The following is a 20583-nucleotide window of genomic DNA, read 5'->3' on the forward strand; positions in this document are numbered from 1 at the left end:
CATGGGTATGGGATGGCATGAATGGCCACTGATGGTCTTTACGGTGCTGGGGCAGTGCGTAGTCGGAGGCTTTATTGTTCTTGGGCTGGCATTGATATTTGGCGGTTTGAGTCGTGGGCAACAACAGCGTGTTCACCGCAGCATGTTTGCCTTATGGGTGTTGATGGCTTTGGCTTTCATTGCCTCGACATTGCATCTGGGCTCGCCCATGCGGGCATTCAACTCGTTAAATCGGGTCGGTGAATCGGCGCTGAGTAATGAGATAGCCGCCGGTTCGGTGTTCTTTGCCGTAGCGGGCTTCTACTGGTTGCTGGCGATTTTGAATAAGATGCCCGCGCTGCTCGGTAAAATCTGGTTGGTGGTGGCAATGGTGCTGGGCGTGGTATTCGTTTATGCCATGTGTCGGGTTTACTCCATTGATACAGTACCCACTTGGGATAATATTTATACCCCACTGGGCTTCGTGCTGACCGCCTTTATTAGCGGGCCAATGTTGGGTTATTTACTGCTGCAATGGGCGGATATCAATGGGCGGGCGATGCTACAACTGCCGATGATCAGTGTGTTAGCGCTGATTATCAGTCTCGCCAGTGTCATTATGCAGGCCGCGAGTTTGCCGCTGATTTACAGCTCGGTGCAGCAAGCCTCTCAGCTCATCCCTGATTATGGCACCTTGATGGTCTGGCGTTTGGTGTTGCTGGTATTAGGATTGGGCTGTTGGATTTGTCCCTTAATTCGAGGGCGTACACCTATGACACTGGGGATGATATTTGCCATGTTATTGATTATTGTTGCTGAATTGATTGGCCGCGGCGTGTTCTACGGGCTGCATATGACGGTAGGAATGACATGATTTATCAGCAAATTGCATTGACAGGCCGGGTGTTGGGCGCACTGTTTTATTGCGAGCCAGACAGCCCGGCATGCCATGATATTGTGGCGCAATTAAGTCATGGTTTATGGGCGGCACAGTGGCCTTATGGCTCGGAGCAGCAGCGGCTAGCTATTGCGGCTTTACTGGCACAATCAGTAACCGAAGAAACGCGAGAAGAGGCTTGGCAACGGCTGTTTATTGGCCCTTATGCTTTGCCTGCGCCGCCTTGGGGTTCTGTTTATCTCGATAAAGAGAATGTGTTATTTGGTGATTCCACCTTAAAACTGCGCCACTGGATGGCGCAGCAGCAAGTGGAAGTGACATTGGATCAGGATGAGCCGGAAGATCAGTTTGGTTTAATGCTAATGATGGCTGCCTGGCTGGCAGAGCATCAACCAGCCGGTTTGCCCGAGTTACTGGCCGATCACTTACTGCCTTGGGGGTATCGCTATCTGGCTTTGCTGCAATCCGACGCCGAGCATCCGTTTTATCAAGGGCTGGCTCAACTGGCAACTCTGACGCTCACCCATTGGCAAGATGAATTGCAGGTGACGCCTGCACTGGTTGAGTTGTATCGCTAAACAGGAATCTGGTTTTTTATTCAATGATAAGTGTGACTTTCTTACCGATATTACCGGCCATGCTAACCAATGAATCAAGAGTGAATTTTTCTGTTTTTTGATTAACGACATCTGAAACTCTCGGGCGCGACACATGTAGTAATGTGGCCGCGTCCACTTGCCGTATACCTTCGGATTTAATCCAACCAGCAATTGACGTCATCAGTGCTTTTTTCATTACCAAAGCTTGTTCAATCTCTGCATTTGATTCTGCTAATAGTTGACTGGCCTGAGCATCAGAAAACCCCAAATCACTAAAAATATTATCTTCTGCGGTAGTCATGTGACGTGATGCTGTATCAATTTTATCTGTCATTTCCTGCTCTCCGCTCGTGAATAATGTCTTTGTAACGCGTTTTAATAATGTTGACGTCTTTCTGGCTAGTCCTTTGTGATTTTTTCTGAAAACTATGCAATACGTAAATTTTTCTTTCAAATTTAGCGATATAGACAACGCGATAAGCTTTTGAATGATCATCCAAACGTATTTCAATAACGCCAGTTCCCCAATTATTTATCATTTTGAAATCATTAGGTTCCAGGCCATGTTGAATATTTCGTAGTTGTCTTCCTGCAACTATGCGAGCACTTTCCGGAAAAGCCTTCAAATCCTCCAGCGAACTGCCCCGCCAATCAATTATTTTGCCAGTCATTCATCACTCCTTGATGTATGTATAAAATTTTATACATTTTTGGCTGAGATAATCAATTCATTTTTACTGTGGCTTTCTCTCTTGAGTCAGCATTTCACTTGCTTCCCGCTCTCTCCCAATCGACTAATTTGTGACCGGCTTCTACTTTCCTTGCTCTCATGTTGGACAAGCCGTGGGGCGTTTGTATTATTAGATTGAATATAAATTTAATAGTGAATATATATTCAATGCGGAGAAAAATAATGAAAAATACCCTACTGAAATCCTGTCTTACCGCAGCATTGATCTCAATGGCGGGTGTTGCTGGTGCTGCCAGTAACGGCCTGATCGCCATTATCACCCCATCCCACGATAACCCGTTTTTCAAGGCGGAAGCCGAAGGTGCCAAAGCCAAAGCAACGGAGCTGGGATACACCGTATTGGTGGCGTCTCATGATGATGATGTGAACAAACAGAACCAACTACTGGAAACCGCTATCGCCCGTAAAGCCAAAGCGATCATTCTGGATAATGCCGGTTCGGATGCCACTATCGGGCCGTTGAAAAAAGCCAAAGCCGCAGGTATTCCCACCTTCCTGATTGACCGCGAAATCAATGAAACCGGCATTGCAGTTTCACAAATCGTGTCCAACAACTATCAGGGGGCACAGCTCGGTGCTGAGAAATTTGTCGTCCTGATGGGGGGCAAAGGCAAGTATGTTGAATTACTGGGCCGTGAATCAGATACCAACGCACACGTGCGTTCACAGGGTTATCACGACGTGATCGACGAACATAGCGACATGAAGATGGTCGCTCAACAGACTGCAAACTGGAGCCAGACTGAAGCCTTCAACCGTATGGAGTCCATTTTGCAGGCTAACCCGGATATTACTGGGGTGATTTCGGGTAACGACACTATGGCGTTAGGCGCTGAAGCCGCATTAAAAGCAGCAGGGCGTAATGATGTGATTGTGGTCGGATTTGACGGTAGCGACTATGTCCGCGACTCCATCATCAATAAAGGCAATATCAAAGCCACCGTACTTCAGCCAGGTTGGGCACAAGCCCAGATGGCGGTGGTTCAAGCTGATAAATATCTGAAAACCGGTTCCACCGGGCAAGAAGAAAAACAGTTGATGGACTGCGTATTGATTGATGAAAACAATGCCAAAAACCTGAATGTCTTTGCGCTGAAAGAGTAACGCCTCAAGCAAGGTTTGCTAACACGCGCATTTAAAAGGCAATGAGGGGCGCACCAGCCCCTCCTGACAGGAGGCAGTATGTGGTTCAGTGCCCTATCGAAAGCAGGCGGCTTGTTGGTTATCAGCACCGTATTAGTGGCTTGCACCGTGGTGGATTTGGATGAAAACGGCAAACCGATTCTGCCGGTCGATCCAAATGCGGTGGTCAGCGACTATAACCAACCACCGGACAAAGTCGCCTCCACCATTTGGGTGAGCAAAGTCATGCCATTTGCCAACAGCAACGCTCTCAGTTGGCAGCAAGTGAAACAACAGAATCAGCCAGCAACAGGGAAAAATAGCCAAAGTCATTTTGTTCGCTTCAACGGCAAAGTGGTGGCGGTAGAAACAGAAGGGCGGGAAGGGGCAATAAGAGTGGCAGTCGAGGGCGATGAGCAAGTGCTGCAATTGGGGCCGATCGTCAAAGGCAATGCTATTCGTGATGCATCAACCTTTATCCGCTTCGAAGATTTTAAAAATCAGGTGCAATATGCCCAGCTCTCTAAGGCATTGAGCAAAAGAGCTTTACAGGATGTGGCCAAACCCGATGCCAGTTGGATCGGCCAGCAAGTTGAGGTATTGGCGGCGGTAACAGTGTCTCCCACCGGCTTGAGTAATGCGGTGCCGCTCAGTTTGAATAAGGAGAGCCACTAATGGATCATCGACCTGACATCGTCATGCGTGCTGAAGATATTTCGATGCGTTTTCCTGGCACATTGGCGTTAGATGCCGTCAGTTACCATGTATATCGCGGCAAAGTTAATGTGATTATTGGTGAGAATGGCGCGGGAAAATCCACTTTGATGAAGATTCTGGCGGGGGTGCAGCAACAAACTTCCGGCCAGATTTACCTCAACGAGCAGCCGGTAACCATTGCCAATACCCGTGAAGCGGCAGCACTGGGTATCGGCATGGTGCATCAAGAACTGAATTTGTCAGAAAATCTTAATGTCGCGGAAAACATCTTTCTGGGACGCGAGATTCAGCAAGGTTTGAAGCCGATCAATCAGGCGGCGCAGGAATTGATCGCCGAACAACTGATGGTACGTCTTGATCAGGCTATTTCACCCAAAGAAATGGTGTCGAACCTGAAAGTCGGCCAGCAGCAACTGATTGAAATTGCTAAGGCTCTGGCTGAGCAGGCAGATATTTTGATTTTGGATGAGCCAACTTCGGCGCTGAGCAAAACTGAAGTCGATATTTTGTTCCGGGTGATTCGTGAACTGACGCGCCAGGGCGTTTCTATCGTCTACATTTCGCATCGTTTGGAAGAGTTGATGGCCATTGGCGACTATATCACTATCCTGCGCGATGGCCGTTTTCAGGCGGAAGCCGCCGTCAAAGATATTGATGTACCGTGGATTGTGCGTGAAATGCTGGGTAGTGATCCGGTTTCCAGCTTCCTTCATCCCGACCGGACTTTCGGTGCACCAATGATGGAAGTCGATAACGTCACTTTAATCAATGAATCCGGTAATACCGTGGTGAATCAAGTCTCGCTGCAAGTGCGTGCTGGTGAAATCGTCGGTATTTATGGATTGATGGGGGCTGGGCGCACCGAACTGTTCGAATGCCTGCTGGGCACGCAACAGAGCTATCTCGGCACCATTCGGCTCAATGGCACCGCCATCAGTGCCAAAACCTCAACCGCAGAGCGCATCCGCCTTGGCATGAGTTTAGTACCGGAAGATCGCAAAAAAACCGGTATTTTCCCGGTGTCATCGGTGGCTAATAACCTGACCATTTCCAGCTTATGGCGTCGGTTGAAACACCGCTTCGCCATCTGGCAGGAGAGTGAATCACAGGTGGTTGCCTCGGTGATTGGCGACCTGTCTATCAAAGTCTCTTCACCTGAAGTGGAAATTCAGGCGCTCAGTGGCGGTAATCAGCAAAAAGTCGTCATTGGCCGCTCATTACTGACCAGTCCGAACATTTTGCTGCTGGATGAACCGACACGGGGCATTGATGTTGGTGCAAAAGCGGATGTGTTTGAAATGATGGTGAAACTCTCTGAGCAGGGGATCGGCATTCTGTTTTCCACCTCAGATCTGAAAGAAATTATGGCGGTATCAGACCGCATTCTGGTGATGTCGAACGGCAAGCTGACCGCGAATGTTTCCCGTCAGTCAGCCAATGAATCGGCATTGGTTACGGCAAGCGCACAAGGGTTTGAATGATGAAAGCAACAACTGGCACTGCGTTGGCGAGTCACCAGCCCGGTGGAGCGTCGTGGTCACGGGAAAATATGCTGCTGCTTCTGCTCAAGATGCGCACCTTTATTGCCCTGTTTCTGATTCTGGGTTTCTTCTCGGTCATGGTTCCGGGGTTTTTGGCGACCGGTAGCTTGATCATTATGGTCAAGCATATCGCGATCAATGCCTTCCTCGCGTTGGGTATTACTTTTGTCATTATCACCGCAGGGATTGACCTTTCTATCGGGGCAACCTTGGGGCTGTGCGGCATGATTGCGGGTTGGATGATCACTCAAGGTATTGTTTTACCGATGTTTGGGATTGCGATCTTCCCGAGCGTCTGGGTGGTAGTTCCGGTGGTCTTGGTTATCGGAGCACTGATTGGCGCGGTTAATGGTTGGATCATTACCCGCTATAACGTTGCCCCGTTTATCTGCACCCTCGGCACCATGTATGTGGTGCGCGGTGCGGCGATGCTGATTTCCGGTGGTGAAACCTTCCCTGGCTTACAAGGGAATCCACAACTGGGTAATACCGGCTTTGACCTGTTGGGGTCTGGCACCTTGCTGGGCTTGCCGATTGCCATCTGGATCATGTTTATTCTGGCGCTGGTTATTGCTTATGTTGCCCGCCGCCTACCCTTTGGCCGCCATGTTTACGCCATTGGTGATAACGAACGAGCTGCAGAGCTTTCTGGCGTTAAAGTGCGACAGGTCAAGGTGTGGGTCTACACCATATCGGGCTTCTGCGCAGCCATCGCCGGGATCATTGTTTCCGCTCAGTTGGTGGCCAGCCACCCAGCCAATGGCAGTGGTTTTGAGATGAATGCCATTGCCGCCGTGGTACTGGGTGGGACTTCTCTGGCCGGAGGCCGGGGCACTATTCTTGGTACGCTGATTGGCGCATTTGTTATCGGCATTCTGGCTGACGGTTTAGTGATGATGGGGGTTAGCGAATTCTGGCAAATGGTGATTAAAGGTATCGTGATTATAGTGGCGGTCATTATCGATCAGATGCAGAACCGGATGCAGCATAAGGCAGCGATCGTCTCGCAAAAGTCCACTGTGCTGGCACAAGTTGGGAAGAGCGAACAGGCATAAAGAATAGGTAAAACAGGTTGTTGTTGCCTATTAGTTACAGAAAAATATTAGCTACATAAACAGATTAGTTACAGAAATATATTGGCGACAGAACACGAAGATGTCACGCCGGAGGGCGATTTCCGGACAGGCTTGATGAAAGCTATTTTTTAGCGCCATCAGGAATAAATATTCGGTAATGAGTAAAAATTCAGTTATCGATAAAATTTAAGAGAGGTAATGTCATGAATCCGTATTCACTGTCAGTCGATGAGCTGGTGAAAAAGGCACGGGCCATCCGTCGCCGCATCGTCCTGCTTAATGCGAATAGCCCCGCAGGGGGGCATACCGGCGCTGATCTTTCGCAAGTAGAGATTCTGACTGCACTCTATTTCCGTATCCTCAATTGTGCGCCAGACCGACTTACCGATCCTGAGCGCGATATCTATGTTCAGTCTAAGGGTCATGCGGTCGGCGGTTATTACTGCTGTTTGGCCGAGGCAGGTTATTTCCCCGAAGCGTGGTTGGCGACTTATCAACACGCTAACTCACATCTCCCTGGGCACCCCGTCAAACATAAAACTCCAGGTATTGAATTAAATACCGGTGCTTTGGGGCACGGCTTACCTGTGGCTGTGGGGATTGCACTCGCAGCAAAACGAGCTAACAGCAAACGTCGGGTATTTGTACTGACCGGTGATGGTGAACTGGCCGAAGGCAGTAACTGGGAAGCTGCGTTAGTGGCTGCTCACTATCAGTTAGACAACCTGATAATCATTAATGACAAAAACAAACTCCAACTGGCAGGTACGACCAAATCCATTATGAACACCGATCCGTTGGCAGATAAGTGGCAGGCGTTTGGCCTACAAGTCACTGAATGTCAGGGCAATGATATGCAATCAGTGGTTGACACATTGGAGGGATTACAAGCGAACGGTAAACCCAACGTGGTGATTGCCAATACCGAAAAAGGTGCCGGTATCTCCTTTATTCAAGGGCGCGTGGAGTGGCACCACCGGGTGCCGAAAGGTGCTGAAATTGATCTGGCGCTGGAGGAATTGAGCGATGAGTAATGCAGAACATTTGGCCGCAGTGATGGTCGAGCAGTTTATTAAAGCCGTGGATAACGGGGTGGATCTGGTACCTGTTGTCGCTGACTCCACTTCGACGGCGAAAATTGGGCCGTTTATAGCCCGTTTCCCAGACCGGGTAGTGAATGTCGGGATTGCCGAGCAGGCGATGGTGGGCACCGCGGTAGGGTTATCCATGGGCGGAAAAGTGGCAGTAACCTGTAATGCCGCGCCCTTCCTGATTTCGCGCTCCAACGAACAGCTCAAAATCGATGTTTGCTACAACAATAGCAATGTAAAACTGTTTGGTTTGAACTCAGGAGCCAGTTATGGGCCGTTGGCGAGTACTCACCACTGTATTGACGATATCGCCATTCTACGCGGCTTTGGCAATATCGAGATTTATGCCCCCTCCGACCCGCAAGAGTGCCGCCAGATAATTGATTATGCTCTGGCGCATATTGGGCCGGTTTATATCCGCCTCGACGGTAAATCTTTACCGCCACTGCATGATGAACACTACCAGTTTGCTCCCGGCCAGATTGATGTTTTGCAGGAAGGTCAGGATATTACTCTGGTAGCTATGGGTTCTACAGTTCATGAAGCTGTTAGCGCGGCTGCGATACTGGCAGATAACAATGTTTCTGCTGCGGTGGTCAACGTTTCTTCGATTCGCCCATGTGATACTCAAAAGCTGTTAACCATCCTCCAAAACAGCCAACGGGTGATAACCATCGAAGAGCACAATATTAATGGCGGTGTGGGCAGTCTGGTGGCTGAAGTGCTGTCCGAAGCAGGTAGTGGCATTCCATTGGTAAGACTCGGTATTCCTGATGGCGGTTATGCGATTGCGGCCGACCGGGCAGAAATGCGGGCTTATCATGGTTTTGATGCAAAAGGCATTGTGGCTCGTGCTTTGCGGTTTTGCCGGGGAGAGTAATCATGCCGACGCCGATTATTTTGGCCATTGATGAAGGAACCACCAACGCCAAAGCCATTGCGGTGGATGCCGCTGGGCAAATTCTGGCGAAAGCCTCGGTGCCGCTGCTGTTGGAGCATCCGAGGCCTGGCTGGGCGGAGCAAGATCCGCAGGCTATCTGGCAGGCTGTTTCTTTAGCCATAGAAGGCTGTTTGAGCCAGTTGGCAGGGGTACGGGTTGCCGGTATTGCTATCAGTAATCAACGCGAATCGGTGCTTATCTGGGAGCGAGAGACAGGAATGCCACTGACTCGAGTGGTCAGTTGGCAGTGTCGGCGCTCGGAGGCGTTCTGCCAGACGTTGAGTCAGTTACCGGAAGCGGCGATGATAGCCGAACGTACCGGATTGCAGATTGACCCCTTGTTCCCCGCGGCTAAAGTTCACGGCATGTTGGCGGAAATTCCGCAGGGTGTCGAGCGCGCGGCCCACGGCGAATTGTGTGTTGGTACTATCGATTGCTGGCTCACCTGGCAACTCAGTGGCGGCCAAAGTTTCTCGACTGATTTTTCCAATGCTGCCCGAACGCAACTGTTTAATATTCATTCTGGTCAATGGGATCCAGACCTATTGGCGCTATTTGGTATTCCCAGCCTTTGTCTGCCCGCGGTTTTACCTTCGGCGGCTGTCCACGGGCACACCGGCAATATGGGTATCACTGGCTTGAGTCAGGGGATACCGATTGTGGCGCAAATTGGTGATTCGCATGCTGCGCTCTATGGGCAGGGCGGTGACCGCGCGGGCGAAATCAAAGCCACCTACGGTACCGGTTCATCTTTGATGACCACTCTGAAACAAGCCAGTGCGCAGAGTCACGGCTTAAGCACCACGATTGCCTGGCATGACGGTGAATTACGTTACGCCCTTGAAGGCAATATCACTCATACCGGTTCCGGTGTGGCGTGGGTTTCGCGCATGTTGGGGGTGACTGACTTAGCTCGCCTGACTGAAATGGCGCAAAGCCAGCCGGGTAATCAAGGCGTCTATTTTGTCCCGGCATTATCAGGTTTGGGTGCACCCTATTGGGACAGCCAAGCTCGCGGTTTGTTCTGTGGTCTCACTGATGCAACTACACCTGCAGTTCTGGCCCGTGCCGGGTTGGAGTCTGTCGCCTACCAAATAGCGGATGTCTTTTTTGCCATGGAGCAGGCCGGTCATCATCGCCTTGAGCGACTGCGGGTTGATGGTGGCGCAACCAGTAACCGCTGGTTGATGCAATTTCAGGCTGATTTGTTACAGCGCACCCTGATACGCAACCATACCGCAGAAGTGTCGGCATTGGGGGCGGCTTATTTAGGGGGGAAAACCTTGGGCTGGTGGCAGGATAGCCAGCAACTGGCGGCACTCCCCCGTGAAGTGGAATACATCGAACCGCGCGCTCAAAGTGCGGAGATGCAAGATAACTATAGCCTCTGGCAAACGGCCATCGCGCGTGCGCGTTTTCAGCCGAAATAACCCAAAGCAGGAGTAAGCATATGTCAGCAATACCTCGTAAGTTAACTTTCGCGGTGATTATCGGCAACCGGGGTTTCTTCCCTGGCTATTTGGTTGCGGATGCACGCCGCGATGCCCAGGCACTGTTTGACCGCTTGGGGATCAACATCATCATGCTGAATGAAGAGCAAACGCCGCTGGGTGGGGTGGAAAACTGGCGCGATGCTAAAGTGTGTGCCGAATTATTCCGTAAACATAGTGAAGAAATTCATGGTGTGGTGGTCATTCTGCCTAACTTTGGCGATGAAAAAAGTGTCTCCGATGCCATTCGTCTATCTGGCCTTAAAGTGCCGGTGCTGGTGCAAGCAGAAGAAGATGCACTGGACAAAATGGGGCTTGCGACACGGCGTGACAGCTTCTGCGGTAAAATCTCGCTCTGCAACAATTTGCGCCAATATGGCATTCCCTTCACATTGACCCAGCAACATGTTTGCAGCTTAAACAGTGACATATTCAGCCGTGACGTAGAGCAGTTTGTACAACTGTGTCGTGTGGTACATGCCATGAAACGCGTCAGAGTTGGGGCTATTGGCGCGCGCCCAACTAACTTTAATACCGTGCGTTACAGTGAAAAGTTATTAGAAAATTTGGGGATTACCGTTGAGACCCTTGATCTATCTGAAGTATTTTTCCGCGTAGCTAACCTCAGTGACCATGATATCCGTGTCGGTGAAAAACTGGCGTTATTGAAAGCCAATGGTGATACCAGTGCTATCCCACAAGATAAACTGCACAAAATGGCAAAACTGTTTGTGGTTATCAGTGAGTGGATTATTGCCAATGATATTGATACTACCGCCATGCAGTGTTGGACTTCATTACAACAGAATCTGGGAATTAACGTCTGCTCCATTATGAGTGTGATGTCCGGGCAATTAATGCCAAGTGCCTGTGAAGTGGATGTGATGGGCGCATTATCGATGTATGCCTTGGCAAGTTGTTCGTTGGCACCCGCTTCGATTGCTGACTGGAATAATAACTTTGGCGAAGAACGTGATAAATGCGTGCTATTCCATTGCGGCAACTTTGCCAGTGAAAGTTTAGAAAGCTCAACTATGGGCACTGCGGATATTATCGGAACAACTGTGGGTTGTGAGAATACCTGTGGCGCGGTTCATGGCCGCATGAAATCCGGCCCATTGACCTATTTCCGCCTCTCATCAGACGATTTCACCGGGCAGGTGCGAGCCTATGTGGGGGAAGGGCGTTCAGTCAGTGATGAGTTGAATACCGTTGGGTGCCGCGCAGTTGTAGAAGTGCCGCAACTGGAAAGTTTACTCACACATATCTGTAATAATGGTTTCGAGCACCATGTGGCGATGAACCATTCAGCTACAGCTAAAGTGCTGCAAGAAGCATTCAGTAAATATCTGGGTGTTGACTGCTATTGGCATGCGAAATAGCGTGTTGGCGTTAAGTGCTTAAATTATGCCGCACCAGGGACGGCGCGGTTACATCCAGGGCTTCAGTAAACCTAGCATTTCAGTAAACCTATGACTTCAAATAAACCTATGGCTACAGTAATGTCTCGGCGGTAATTCTGTCGGTAATCAATACATCAATATAGTTACCTGTCAGCGCGCCACGAATGGCGGCACTTTTCCCTACCCCTCCGGCCAGTGCGACGACTCGTGGGCAAGCCCGTAATTGTGGCAAAGACATACCAATCACCGGATCTTCTTCGTCACTAAGTACTGCGTTCCCCGCAGCATCAAAATAATGCAGACACAAATCCCCCACGGCACCGCGATCAGCCAGTAATTTAAGCATCTCTTCGTGGTAATAGTTACCGGAGTTTTTCAATAGCTGGGATGGCTCGAGATCGCCAATCCCAACTAACGCCAGATCAACTTCAGCAAATTTATTCACTACATCAGCGACTTCGCCACTTGATATCAGGCGGGTGCGATCTTCAGTCGAGCGCTCGATACTTTGTGCGGGCAGTAAATAAGCTGGGCAATTCAAAATATTAGCCAGAGCTTGGGTTAACAATGTGGCTTGCACATTGCCGTTGGGGCCAACCCCGCCCAATAATTGAATGACGCCGCTGGTTTTGATGTTAAGCGGATGAAGGTTATCAACCATTGCCCGAATTGTGCTGCTCCACGAAGAAATACCCACCATATCGTTTGGGCGAATACTGGTTTGCATATAGTGGGCTGCGGCAGAACCGATAGCTTGCTTTATCTGAGCAGAGCTGGCGTCATCGGCGATATCGACCACGATGGCCTGGTCTATACCATAGTGTTTTTGAATACGCGATTCGATACCAATAAACATGTTAGGGGGCTGAATGACGCTGATTTTAACCACCCCTTCTTTAACGCAACGGGTAATAGCACGGGAAACAAATGACTGGGATAAGTGCAGGCTGTCAGCAATTTCTGATTGCTTCATACCTTCGGTGTAATACAGCGTGGCTATTTTTACCAATAACCGCTGTTCATCTTGTCTCGACATTGCTCTACCCCGCTAAATACCTATGTCGGTATTTTTATTCAAAGCCGAATAAATAACAAGCAGTACCCATTTCAACTCTTTTTAATCAATATTTAGCAAAGCACCTATAGAGCAAAGTCATAGGTATTAAAGTTTCTATGTCTGCCACCATTGGGACTATTGCTGCTGAGGCTCGTCTTTCGATGAGCTTTCTACCGGTTCTTTTTCTGCTTCAGCTTGATCAGGAGGGGGCATGATGTCGTGAATCAATTGTTCATCAAAGCTGGGATTAAGTGCAGGGGAGAGTGGAGAACTGACCAAACTGTCAGGTATGGCCATATGTGGCACCGGAGCATCGTTAACAAATTCGTCTTGATCCTGTTTAACTGTCCTGCTGAATGCTATCAAACTTAAGCCACAGAGTGAGAAAAACGCATACAGAATATTGCCACCCAGAGGGGCAATCAGCGCGCCCACGGCAAGTGGCCCGATACTGGCACCCACACCGAATGACATCAGTAAACATGCCGCTAAAGAGACTCGCCGTTCCGGTGCAATCAGATCATTGGCTAGTGCAACGACTAATGGATAAAGCGTGAACTGCAACATGCTGACGATAAAGCCTAAACCCAATAAAAAATGGAACGAGATATGCGGTACCAGCGCTAGCGGCAGTGCTGTTAAGGCCAGTAATAATGCGTTAATACGTAGCAGGAGTGTGCGGTTATAGCGGTCGGACAGCCAACTGAGTGGAAGCTGGGCGACCAATCCGGCAAAAATAGATAACGCCATGAACAGGCCGGTTTCTTGAGTGGAAAGCGATTGCAAGCTGGCATAAACCGGTGCCAGACCATAAAACGAGCCGACAATCATGCCGATAACTAATGTCGAGGCCAGTATTTTGGGGATGGAGTTGATAAAGAATTTCAGTTCCATAGGAGCCGGTGACATTTGCTGAGCATTACTGCGAGTGGTCAGGGCTACGGGGACCAAACACAGAGCAAAAAACAGAGCAATAATCATGAGAGTGCTTAAACCCAGCTCAGGTTGAAGCATCAACACGACTTGGCCTAATGCCATACCAGCATAAGTTGCCGCCATATAAAAGCCAAACACCGTACCGCGCTGGCTAGACTCTGCTTGATCATTTAGCCAACTTTCTAACACCATAAACTGGCACATCATGCAGAGGCCAATAATCAAGCGTAGAACTACCCACGCAGGGATATATTCAGTAAGGCCATGACTTAACACCGCAGCTGTAATAATGCCGGCACAGGCCACGTAGGCACGGATATGGCCTACCCGAGCTATCAGGAAGTGGCCGACCTTGCCTCCAATCACCAAACCAATATAGTTTGCAGCAATGATTGCCCCGATTAATGCACCGGAAACATGAATAGCAGTCAACCGTAACGAGATATAAGTGGTCAGTAAACCTGACCCTAATAACATCAGCACCGTTGCGCTATAGAGTGGGAAGAAGGCGTTGAGAATTTTTTTCACTGTCACGTCCTAAGTTCATCATGCCGGTAAATTACCGGTACTTCAGATGTCGCCAGTCGCATCTTCTTTATTTTGATACTAACAGCTGAGTCCCTGAGGTAAAGCTTTGTACGGTAATGTGCTTTTTTTCATGACACCTTGCGAGGCGTTTCGCATAACGAACAGCTGTTGTCGTTACGGCCCAAAGAAGTGCTACTATCGGCAGCGGCAGACTTCATTCGAGTAGGGGCAATAATGCGCGAAGAACAATTACGTCAGCTTAGTACCGCAGTCGGTCATAAACTTAAAGATCGTGATGCCTGGGTTACCTGTGCCGAGTCATGTACAGGTGGTTGGGTAGCTAAAGCCCTGACAGATATTGCGGGCAGCTCAGCCTATTTTGACCGTGGTTTTGTCACATACAGCAATGCGGCAAAACATGATTTACTAGGTGTAAAAGAAAGTACTTTGGCCGAGCATGGCGCTGTGAGTGACGCTGTCGTCCGGGAAATGGCATTGGGTGCATTGCGAGCGGCTAATGCGGACTTCGCGATATCGATAAGCGGAGTTGCCGGGCCTGATGGCGGCACAACAGAGAAACCGGTGGGCACTGTGTGGTTTGCTTTTGCTAAACGTGACGGCAAGGTTAGTGCGACAAAACAACTTTTTTCTGGCGATCGTGACGAGGTCAGGCTGCAAGCGGCTGTTTTCGCACTACAAACACTTTTAGATGATTTTCTATAAAATTAGTCTTGATACTGTATGATTGTACAGTATAATTAGTGGTAATTTCTTGCACAAACAACATTCAGTGGTGATGACAGGGCAACCCGGCATCCCAGAGAGGGAGTGAAAATGGCTATTGATGAGAATAAACAAAAGGCGTTAGCAGCAGCACTGGGCCAAATTGAAAAACAATTCGGCAAAGGCTCTATCATGCGCCTTGGCGAAGACCGCTCAATGGATGTTGAAACCATCTCTACTGGTTCTCTTTCTCTTGATATCGCATTGGGGGCGGGTGGCCTGCCAATGGGGCGTATTGTTGAGATTTATGGCCCTGAGTCGTCCGGTAAGACAACACTGACCTTACAGGTTATTGCTGCCGCACAACGCGAAGGTAAAACCTGCGCCTTTATCGATGCAGAGCATGCTCTTGACCCTATTTACGCTAAAAAACTAGGCGTAGATATTGATAACCTACTGTGTTCTCAGCCAGATACCGGCGAGCAAGCATTGGAAATCTGTGATGCGCTGACTCGTTCGGGCGCAGTCGATGTCATCATCGTCGACTCCGTTGCAGCATTAACACCAAAAGCTGAAATTGAAGGTGAAATCGGTGACTCTCACATGGGTCTCGCGGCCCGTATGATGAGCCAGGCCATGCGTAAACTGGCGGGTAATCTGAAAAATGCTAACACCCTGTTAATCTTCATCAACCAGATCCGGATGAAAATCGGCGTTATGTTTGGTAACCCTGAAACTACGACGGGTGGTAATGCCCTGAAATTTTATGCATCCGTACGTTTGGATATCCGCCGTATTGGTGCAGTAAAAGAAGGTGATGTGGTTGTTGGTAGCGAGACACGCGTTAAAGTGGTGAAAAACAAAATCGCAGCGCCATTTAAACAAGCCGAATTCCAGATCCTGTATGGTGAAGGTATCAATATTAACGGTGAACTGGTTGATTTAGGTGTTAAGCATAAACTGATTGAGAAAGCCGGTGCATGGTATAGCTACAACGGTGACAAGATTGGTCAGGGTAAAGCGAATGCCAGTAACTACTTAAAAGAAAACCCAGCAGTTGCCGCTGAGTTGGATAAAAAATTGCGTGAAATGCTGCTTAATGGTGGCAATGGTGAACAGCCTGTAGCAACAGCCGCATTTGCTGATGAAGCAGATGAAACCAGCGAAGAATTTTAATTTGTAAGGTCATCGACCGGATTAGCAAATTAGCAAACGGCTCACTTAATCAGTGGGCCGTTTTAGTTAATGATGATGTACATAAGTTCTTCAAGTTATACCTACACCCAAAGTAATTGGGTTACAGCAAGGTAGCAAACAAATGAACCCCGATGAGCTGACATCAGTCAGTGATTCGGGTGACAAATCTGCTGGGAGCAGATTTGAACGCTGCTTGCAGCGGCCTCACAGAGGCGAGGCTCATGGATGGGTCGAGTAACGAGCGCAGCTAACACGGCTGCAGCTTCAAGTAATAAGGGTAATTATGAATGACCTACTGAGTCGTGCTATGAGACTCCTCTCTCAACGTGACCATAGTGAATCAGAACTACGCCGCAAACTTGCATCTCAACCATTCTCGGCAAAAGGCCATTGGGGGAAACAAACAGGCCGTAGTGATAACGAACCCGTTGCAGATATCGATCCGAAAGTTATTGAGCAAGTGATTGCTTATTGTTACCAGCATAATTGGTTGGATGATGCCCGCTTTGCTACCAGCTATATTAATAGCCGTAGTCGTAAAGGATATGGCGCACAGCGTATTCGTTCTGAATTGATGCAAAAGGGTGTCGATAAAGAGCTCATTCAAGCTGCTTTTGAAATCAGTGAAATAAATTGGTGTTTGTTGGCAAAAGAAGTCGCTCAACGCAAATTTAGTGAAATTTTACCGATTGAATGGAAAGAGAAGGCCAAAGTTCAGCGCTATCTCCTGTATCGTGGTTTCTTCCAGGAGGAAATTCAGTCGATTTACAATGATTTTGTTGAATGAATGCACACAGGATTTTACTTCCCCGCGAAGAAAATTTATCTTAGTCCCACTTTTTGTTCGTGAGCTTACCCATTGTGTTGCCTTTTATCGTTACACAATCTGCTCGCGAGCTTATTCTTTTAGCTTGTTTCCGGGACAATTATGAGCAAGAGCACCGCTGAGATTCGTCAAGCGTTTCTCGATTTCTTCCATAGCAAGGGACATCAGGTTGTATCAAGCAGCTCTTTGGTCCCTAATAATGACCCTACGCTGTTGTTTACCAATGCCGGGATGAACCAGTTTAAGGATGTCTTCTTAGGTTTGGATAAACGGGCATACTCCCGTGCGACGACCTCTCAGCGCTGTGTGCGAGCAGGTGGTAAGCATAATGACCTTGAAAACGTAGGCTATACCGCACGCCATCATACTTTCTTCGAAATGTTAGGTAATTTTAGCTTCGGCGATTACTTCAAACATGATGCCATCAGTTTTGCTTGGGAGTTATTAACTGGCGAGCAGTGGTTTAATCTACCGAAAGAAAAACTGTGGGTAACCGTTTACGAAACCGATGACGAGGCTTATGAAATCTGGGCCAATGACATTGGCATCCCTCGTGAGCGTATTATTCGTATTGGTGATAACAAAGGCAGTGCCTTTGCATCAGATAACTTCTGGCAAATGGGTGATACAGGCCCTTGTGGCCCATGTACAGAGATTTTCTTTGACCACGGTGACCATATTTGGGGCGGCCCTCCAGGCTCGGCAGAAGAGGACGGCGATCGTTATATTGAGATCTGGAATATCGTCTTCATGCAGTTCAACCGCCAATCTGATGGCACGATGCTGCCATTGCCTAAGCCATCAGTTGATACCGGCATGGGGCTTGAGCGTATTGCTGCGGTTTTGCAACATGTTAACTCGAACTATGAGATTGACCTGTTCCGCGATTTGATTAAAGCGGTAGCGGAAGTTACCGGTGCGACTGATCTTTCTAGCAAGTCGCTTCGAGTGATTGCTGACCATATCCGCTCTTGTGCTTTCCTTATCTCTGATGGCGTTATTCCGTCGAATGAAAACCGTGGTTATGTTCTGCGCCGTATCATTCGTCGTGCTATCCGTCATGGCAACATGCTGGGCGCGAAAGAGACTTTCTTCTACAAATTGGTCGCTCCACTGATTACTGTTATGGGGCCAGCTGCCGATGAGTTGAAACAACAACAGGCAATGGTTGAGCAGGTTCTGAAAACTGAAGAAGAACAGTTTGCGCGGACATTAGAGCGCGGCTTAGCTCTGTTGGATGAAGAACTCAGTAAATTGACCGGTGATACCCTTGATGGTGAGACAGCTTTCCGCTTGTACGACACCTACGGCTTCCCGGTTGATTTAACCGCAGATGTCTGCCGTGAACGTAATCTGAAAGTGGATGAAGCCGGTTTCGAGCAAGCAATGGAAGCTCAACGCCGTCGTGCGCGGGAATCCAGCGGCTTTGGTGCCGATTATAACAACTTAATCCGTGTTGATAGCGCTAGCCAGTTCTCTGGCTATGACCATGTTCATCAGCAGGCCACAGTGACTGCATTGTTCCGCAATGGCGAAGCTGTTGATGAAATTCATGAAGGTGAAGAAGCGGTTGTTGTCCTCAATCAAACGCCATTCTACGGTGAGTCTGGTGGCCAGGTTGGCGATACAGGCGAGCTGAAAAATGCGACTGCAACCTTTGCAGTGGCTGACACTCAGAAATATGGTCAGGCAATCGGTCATTTAGGGCAATTAACCCATGGAACATTGCGGGTTAATCACAGTATTGATGCTCAGGTTGATGTCGCACGACGTAACCGTATTCGCTTGAATCATTCCGCAACTCATTTATTACATGCAGCACTACGTAAGACTCTGGGCGACCACGTTGCTCAGAAAGGCTCATTAGTGAATGATAAATACCTGCGTTTCGATTTCTCTCATTTTGAAGCAATGAAACCGGAACAGATTCGCCTGGTAGAGGATATGGTTAACGAGCAAATTCGCCGTAATATGCCAGTCCAAACTGAAGTGATGGAACTGGATGCGGCGAAAGAAAAAGGCGCGATGGCCCTGTTCGGCGAGAAATATGACGACCAGGTGCGAGTCTTGACTATGGGTGATTTCTCAACCGAGCTATGTGGCGGTATTCATGCCAGCCGCACTGGTGATATTGGTCTGTTCCGTATTTTATCTGAATCAGGTACCGCAGCTGGGATTCGACGTATTGAAGCGGTAACTGGCGAGGGTGCTATTGCGCTATTGCATCAGCAGAGTGACCTGCTACAGGATGTTGCTCACCTGGTGAAAGGTGATACCAATAATCTGGCTGATAAAGTCCGTGCGGTGCTGGATCGCAGTAAAATGCTGGAGCGTGAGCTTCAGCAGTTGAAAGATCAGCAAGCAGCCCAGGAAAGTGCCTCATTATCCTCCAATGCGAAATTGGTCAATGGTGTGAAACTTTTAGTTAGTCAGTTGGATAATGTTGAGCCAAAAATGTTACGTACCATGGTTGATGATCTTAAAAATCAACTGGGCTCCGCTATTATTGTGCTGGCGACGACCGCAGATGATAAGGTCAGTCTAATTGTTGGCGTAACTAAAGACCTGACAGGTAAAGTCAAAGCGGGTGAATTAATCGCTGATATTGCTCAACAGGTCGGTGGTAAAGGCGGTGGACGCCCGGATATGGCTCAGGCCGGCGGTACTAATGTGCAAGCATTGCCATCGGCACTCGCTAGTGTTGAAACGTGGGTGGCATCCCGTTTATAAGTCAGTAAAGACCCATTAAATCAATGCGCCATATCTCTATGTTGGGTATGGCGTTTTTCAGTTTTCCTGTCATAGTTCGAAAACAAAGTTAAACGCAAAGTTATTTGCTTCAGCTAAACTTGTATTAGTTAGAGACTTGACCAAGCTACTTACATTTAATGTGAATGTGATAGCTTACGTTTTCACGGTGTATGATGGATAATGGCGGGGAAACTGAGAGACCCGACTCTTTTAATTTTTCAAGGAGCAAAGAATGCTTATTCTGACTCGTCGAGTTGGTGAAACACTCATGATTGGCGATGAGGTTACGGTTACTGTATTAGGAGTTAAAGGCAACCAGGTTCGAATTGGTGTAAATGCTCCGAAAGAGGTTTCTGTTCACCGTGAAGAAATCTACCAGCGCATCCAAGCAGAAAAGTCTCAACCGACGACTTACTGATTTTGAAGAAGCGTCTCGTGTTACACGAGGCGCTACTGCTGCTTACCCCCTCGTATTTCATTATTCATTCCCTTTTTGTGTTCTTATTCTGGTAATAATTTTCTGTTCGCGGCCAATTTAATGGTGTGGGTAGGATAATTTCATTTTTCTCTCAATTTGATTACACCGCAATAAACAGTATCTTGCCTGTTGATAAAACACTCTTTTTGACGCCAAACTGGTCATGTTGCGTGTGATTTGTGCAAATGAACGCTAGTTGGGAAAAATTGTTTGACTTATAAGTGCGGGAAAGTAATATGTGCGCCACGCAGTGCCGATGAGCTTCTTCAAAAGCAAGTCAGGCACAATTCGAAAGAAGCGTATGGTGAGGTGGCCGAGAGGCTGAAGGCGCTCCCCTGCTAAGGGAGTATACGGTCAAAAGCTGTATCGAGGGTTCGAATCCCTCCCTCACCGCCATTTACTATGCACCCATAGCTCAGCTGGATAGAGTACTCGGCTACGAACCGAGCGGTCGGAAGTTCGAATCTTCCTGGGTGCACC

Annotated in this window: 19 protein-coding genes and 2 tRNA genes; 17 read left to right on the top strand and 4 right to left on the bottom strand. The window is 48.5% G+C overall.

Annotated features, from left to right (window positions below):
- Nucleotide 1: 1 nt before the first annotated feature.
- A complete protein-coding gene (locus QSV56_RS05650; protein ID WP_046051519.1) occupies nt 2-853 on the top strand; it encodes a dimethyl sulfoxide reductase anchor subunit family protein in 852 nt (283 codons plus the stop codon).
- On the top strand, nt 850-1455 hold the full coding sequence (gene dmsD / locus QSV56_RS05655; protein ID WP_046695389.1) for a Tat proofreading chaperone DmsD: 606 nt from the start codon (nt 850-852) through the stop codon (nt 1453-1455). Before QSV56_RS05650 ends, dmsD begins: the two co-directional genes overlap by 4 nt.
- Before the next feature lie 16 nt (nt 1456-1471).
- Here the strand turns inward: dmsD and QSV56_RS05660 are convergent, their stop codons facing one another.
- Nucleotides 1472-1810: a helix-turn-helix domain-containing protein gene (locus tag QSV56_RS05660; RefSeq protein ID WP_019080373.1), complete on the bottom strand. Its 339-nt coding sequence runs from the start codon at nt 1808-1810 to the stop codon at nt 1472-1474.
- Nucleotides 1800-2147, bottom strand: a complete 348-nt coding sequence (locus tag QSV56_RS05665; RefSeq protein WP_046051517.1) for a type II toxin-antitoxin system RelE/ParE family toxin — start codon at nt 2145-2147, stop codon at nt 1800-1802. The genes QSV56_RS05660 and QSV56_RS05665 overlap by 11 nt, the downstream gene beginning before the upstream one ends.
- A gap of 242 nt (nt 2148-2389) precedes the next feature.
- Here QSV56_RS05665 and QSV56_RS05670 point away from each other — a divergent pair, with 242 nt between their 5' ends.
- The 8 genes from QSV56_RS05670 (at nt 2390) to QSV56_RS05705 (ending at nt 11586) form a co-directional block, all read left to right on the top strand.
- Nucleotides 2390-3331, top strand: coding sequence for a D-ribose ABC transporter substrate-binding protein (locus tag QSV56_RS05670; RefSeq protein ID WP_019080371.1), 942 nt, complete (start codon nt 2390-2392; stop codon nt 3329-3331).
- Between the two features lie 78 nt (nt 3332-3409).
- Nucleotides 3410-4024, top strand: a complete 615-nt coding sequence (locus QSV56_RS05675) for a DUF2291 family protein (protein ID WP_050161865.1) — start codon at nt 3410-3412, stop codon at nt 4022-4024.
- Complete coding sequence (locus tag QSV56_RS05680) at nt 4024-5547, top strand: sugar ABC transporter ATP-binding protein (protein WP_019080369.1); 1524 nt, start codon at nt 4024-4026, stop codon at nt 5545-5547. Before QSV56_RS05675 ends, QSV56_RS05680 begins: the two co-directional genes overlap by 1 nt.
- A complete protein-coding gene (locus QSV56_RS05685; RefSeq protein WP_072091612.1) occupies nt 5544-6662 on the top strand; it encodes an ABC transporter permease in 1119 nt (372 codons plus the stop codon). The genes QSV56_RS05680 and QSV56_RS05685 overlap by 4 nt, the downstream gene beginning before the upstream one ends.
- A gap of 224 nt (nt 6663-6886) precedes the next feature.
- A complete protein-coding gene (locus QSV56_RS05690; RefSeq protein WP_050076072.1) occupies nt 6887-7717 on the top strand; it encodes a transketolase in 831 nt (276 codons plus the stop codon).
- On the top strand, nt 7710-8654 hold the full coding sequence (locus tag QSV56_RS05695) for a transketolase family protein (RefSeq protein WP_050131973.1): 945 nt from the start codon (nt 7710-7712) through the stop codon (nt 8652-8654). Before QSV56_RS05690 ends, QSV56_RS05695 begins: the two co-directional genes overlap by 8 nt.
- A gap of 2 nt (nt 8655-8656) precedes the next feature.
- Nucleotides 8657-10144, top strand: a complete 1488-nt coding sequence (locus tag QSV56_RS05700) for an FGGY family carbohydrate kinase (protein ID WP_301211301.1) — start codon at nt 8657-8659, stop codon at nt 10142-10144.
- 20 nt (nt 10145-10164) lie between these two features.
- Nucleotides 10165-11586 carry an L-fucose/L-arabinose isomerase family protein gene (locus QSV56_RS05705; RefSeq protein ID WP_019080364.1) on the top strand — a complete coding sequence of 474 codons (1422 nt, stop codon included), beginning with the start codon at nt 10165-10167 and terminating at the stop codon, nt 11584-11586.
- 112 nt (nt 11587-11698) lie between these two features.
- Here the strand turns inward: QSV56_RS05705 and QSV56_RS05710 are convergent, their stop codons facing one another.
- Nucleotides 11699-12643, bottom strand: coding sequence for a sugar-binding transcriptional regulator (locus QSV56_RS05710; protein WP_005167415.1), 945 nt, complete (start codon nt 12641-12643; stop codon nt 11699-11701).
- A 156-nt stretch (nt 12644-12799) separates the two neighbouring features.
- Complete coding sequence (locus tag QSV56_RS05715; RefSeq protein ID WP_046051513.1) at nt 12800-14128, bottom strand: MFS transporter; 1329 nt, start codon at nt 14126-14128, stop codon at nt 12800-12802.
- Nucleotides 14129-14362: 234 nt separating this feature from the next.
- Here QSV56_RS05715 and pncC point away from each other — a divergent pair, with 234 nt between their 5' ends.
- The 7 genes from pncC to QSV56_RS05750 all read left to right on the top strand — a co-directional run bounded on the left by pncC (nt 14363) and on the right by QSV56_RS05750 (nt 20581).
- The gene (gene pncC / locus QSV56_RS05720) at nt 14363-14851 is read left to right on the top strand and encodes a nicotinamide-nucleotide amidase (protein WP_046051512.1); all 489 of its coding nucleotides are present in this window, start codon (nt 14363-14365) and stop codon (nt 14849-14851) included.
- A 111-nt stretch (nt 14852-14962) separates the two neighbouring features.
- Complete coding sequence (gene recA, locus QSV56_RS05725; RefSeq protein WP_005166464.1) at nt 14963-16027, top strand: recombinase RecA; 1065 nt, start codon at nt 14963-14965, stop codon at nt 16025-16027.
- Between the two features lie 304 nt (nt 16028-16331).
- The gene (recX, locus tag QSV56_RS05730; RefSeq protein ID WP_005166466.1) at nt 16332-16835 is read left to right on the top strand and encodes a recombination regulator RecX; all 504 of its coding nucleotides are present in this window, start codon (nt 16332-16334) and stop codon (nt 16833-16835) included.
- A gap of 141 nt (nt 16836-16976) precedes the next feature.
- On the top strand, nt 16977-19604 hold the full coding sequence (gene alaS / locus QSV56_RS05735) for an alanine--tRNA ligase (RefSeq protein WP_046051511.1): 2628 nt from the start codon (nt 16977-16979) through the stop codon (nt 19602-19604).
- Nucleotides 19605-19857: 253 nt separating this feature from the next.
- On the top strand, nt 19858-20043 hold the full coding sequence (csrA, locus tag QSV56_RS05740; protein WP_002209449.1) for a carbon storage regulator CsrA: 186 nt from the start codon (nt 19858-19860) through the stop codon (nt 20041-20043).
- A gap of 363 nt (nt 20044-20406) precedes the next feature.
- Nucleotides 20407-20499, top strand: a tRNA-Ser gene (locus QSV56_RS05745).
- An 8-nt stretch (nt 20500-20507) separates the two neighbouring features.
- A tRNA-Arg gene (locus QSV56_RS05750) sits at nt 20508-20581 on the top strand.
- Nucleotides 20582-20583 lie beyond the last annotated feature (2 nt).

The organism is Yersinia sp. 22-579, assembly GCF_030433455.1.
Taxonomy (GTDB): domain Bacteria; phylum Pseudomonadota; class Gammaproteobacteria; order Enterobacterales; family Enterobacteriaceae; genus Yersinia; species Yersinia enterocolitica.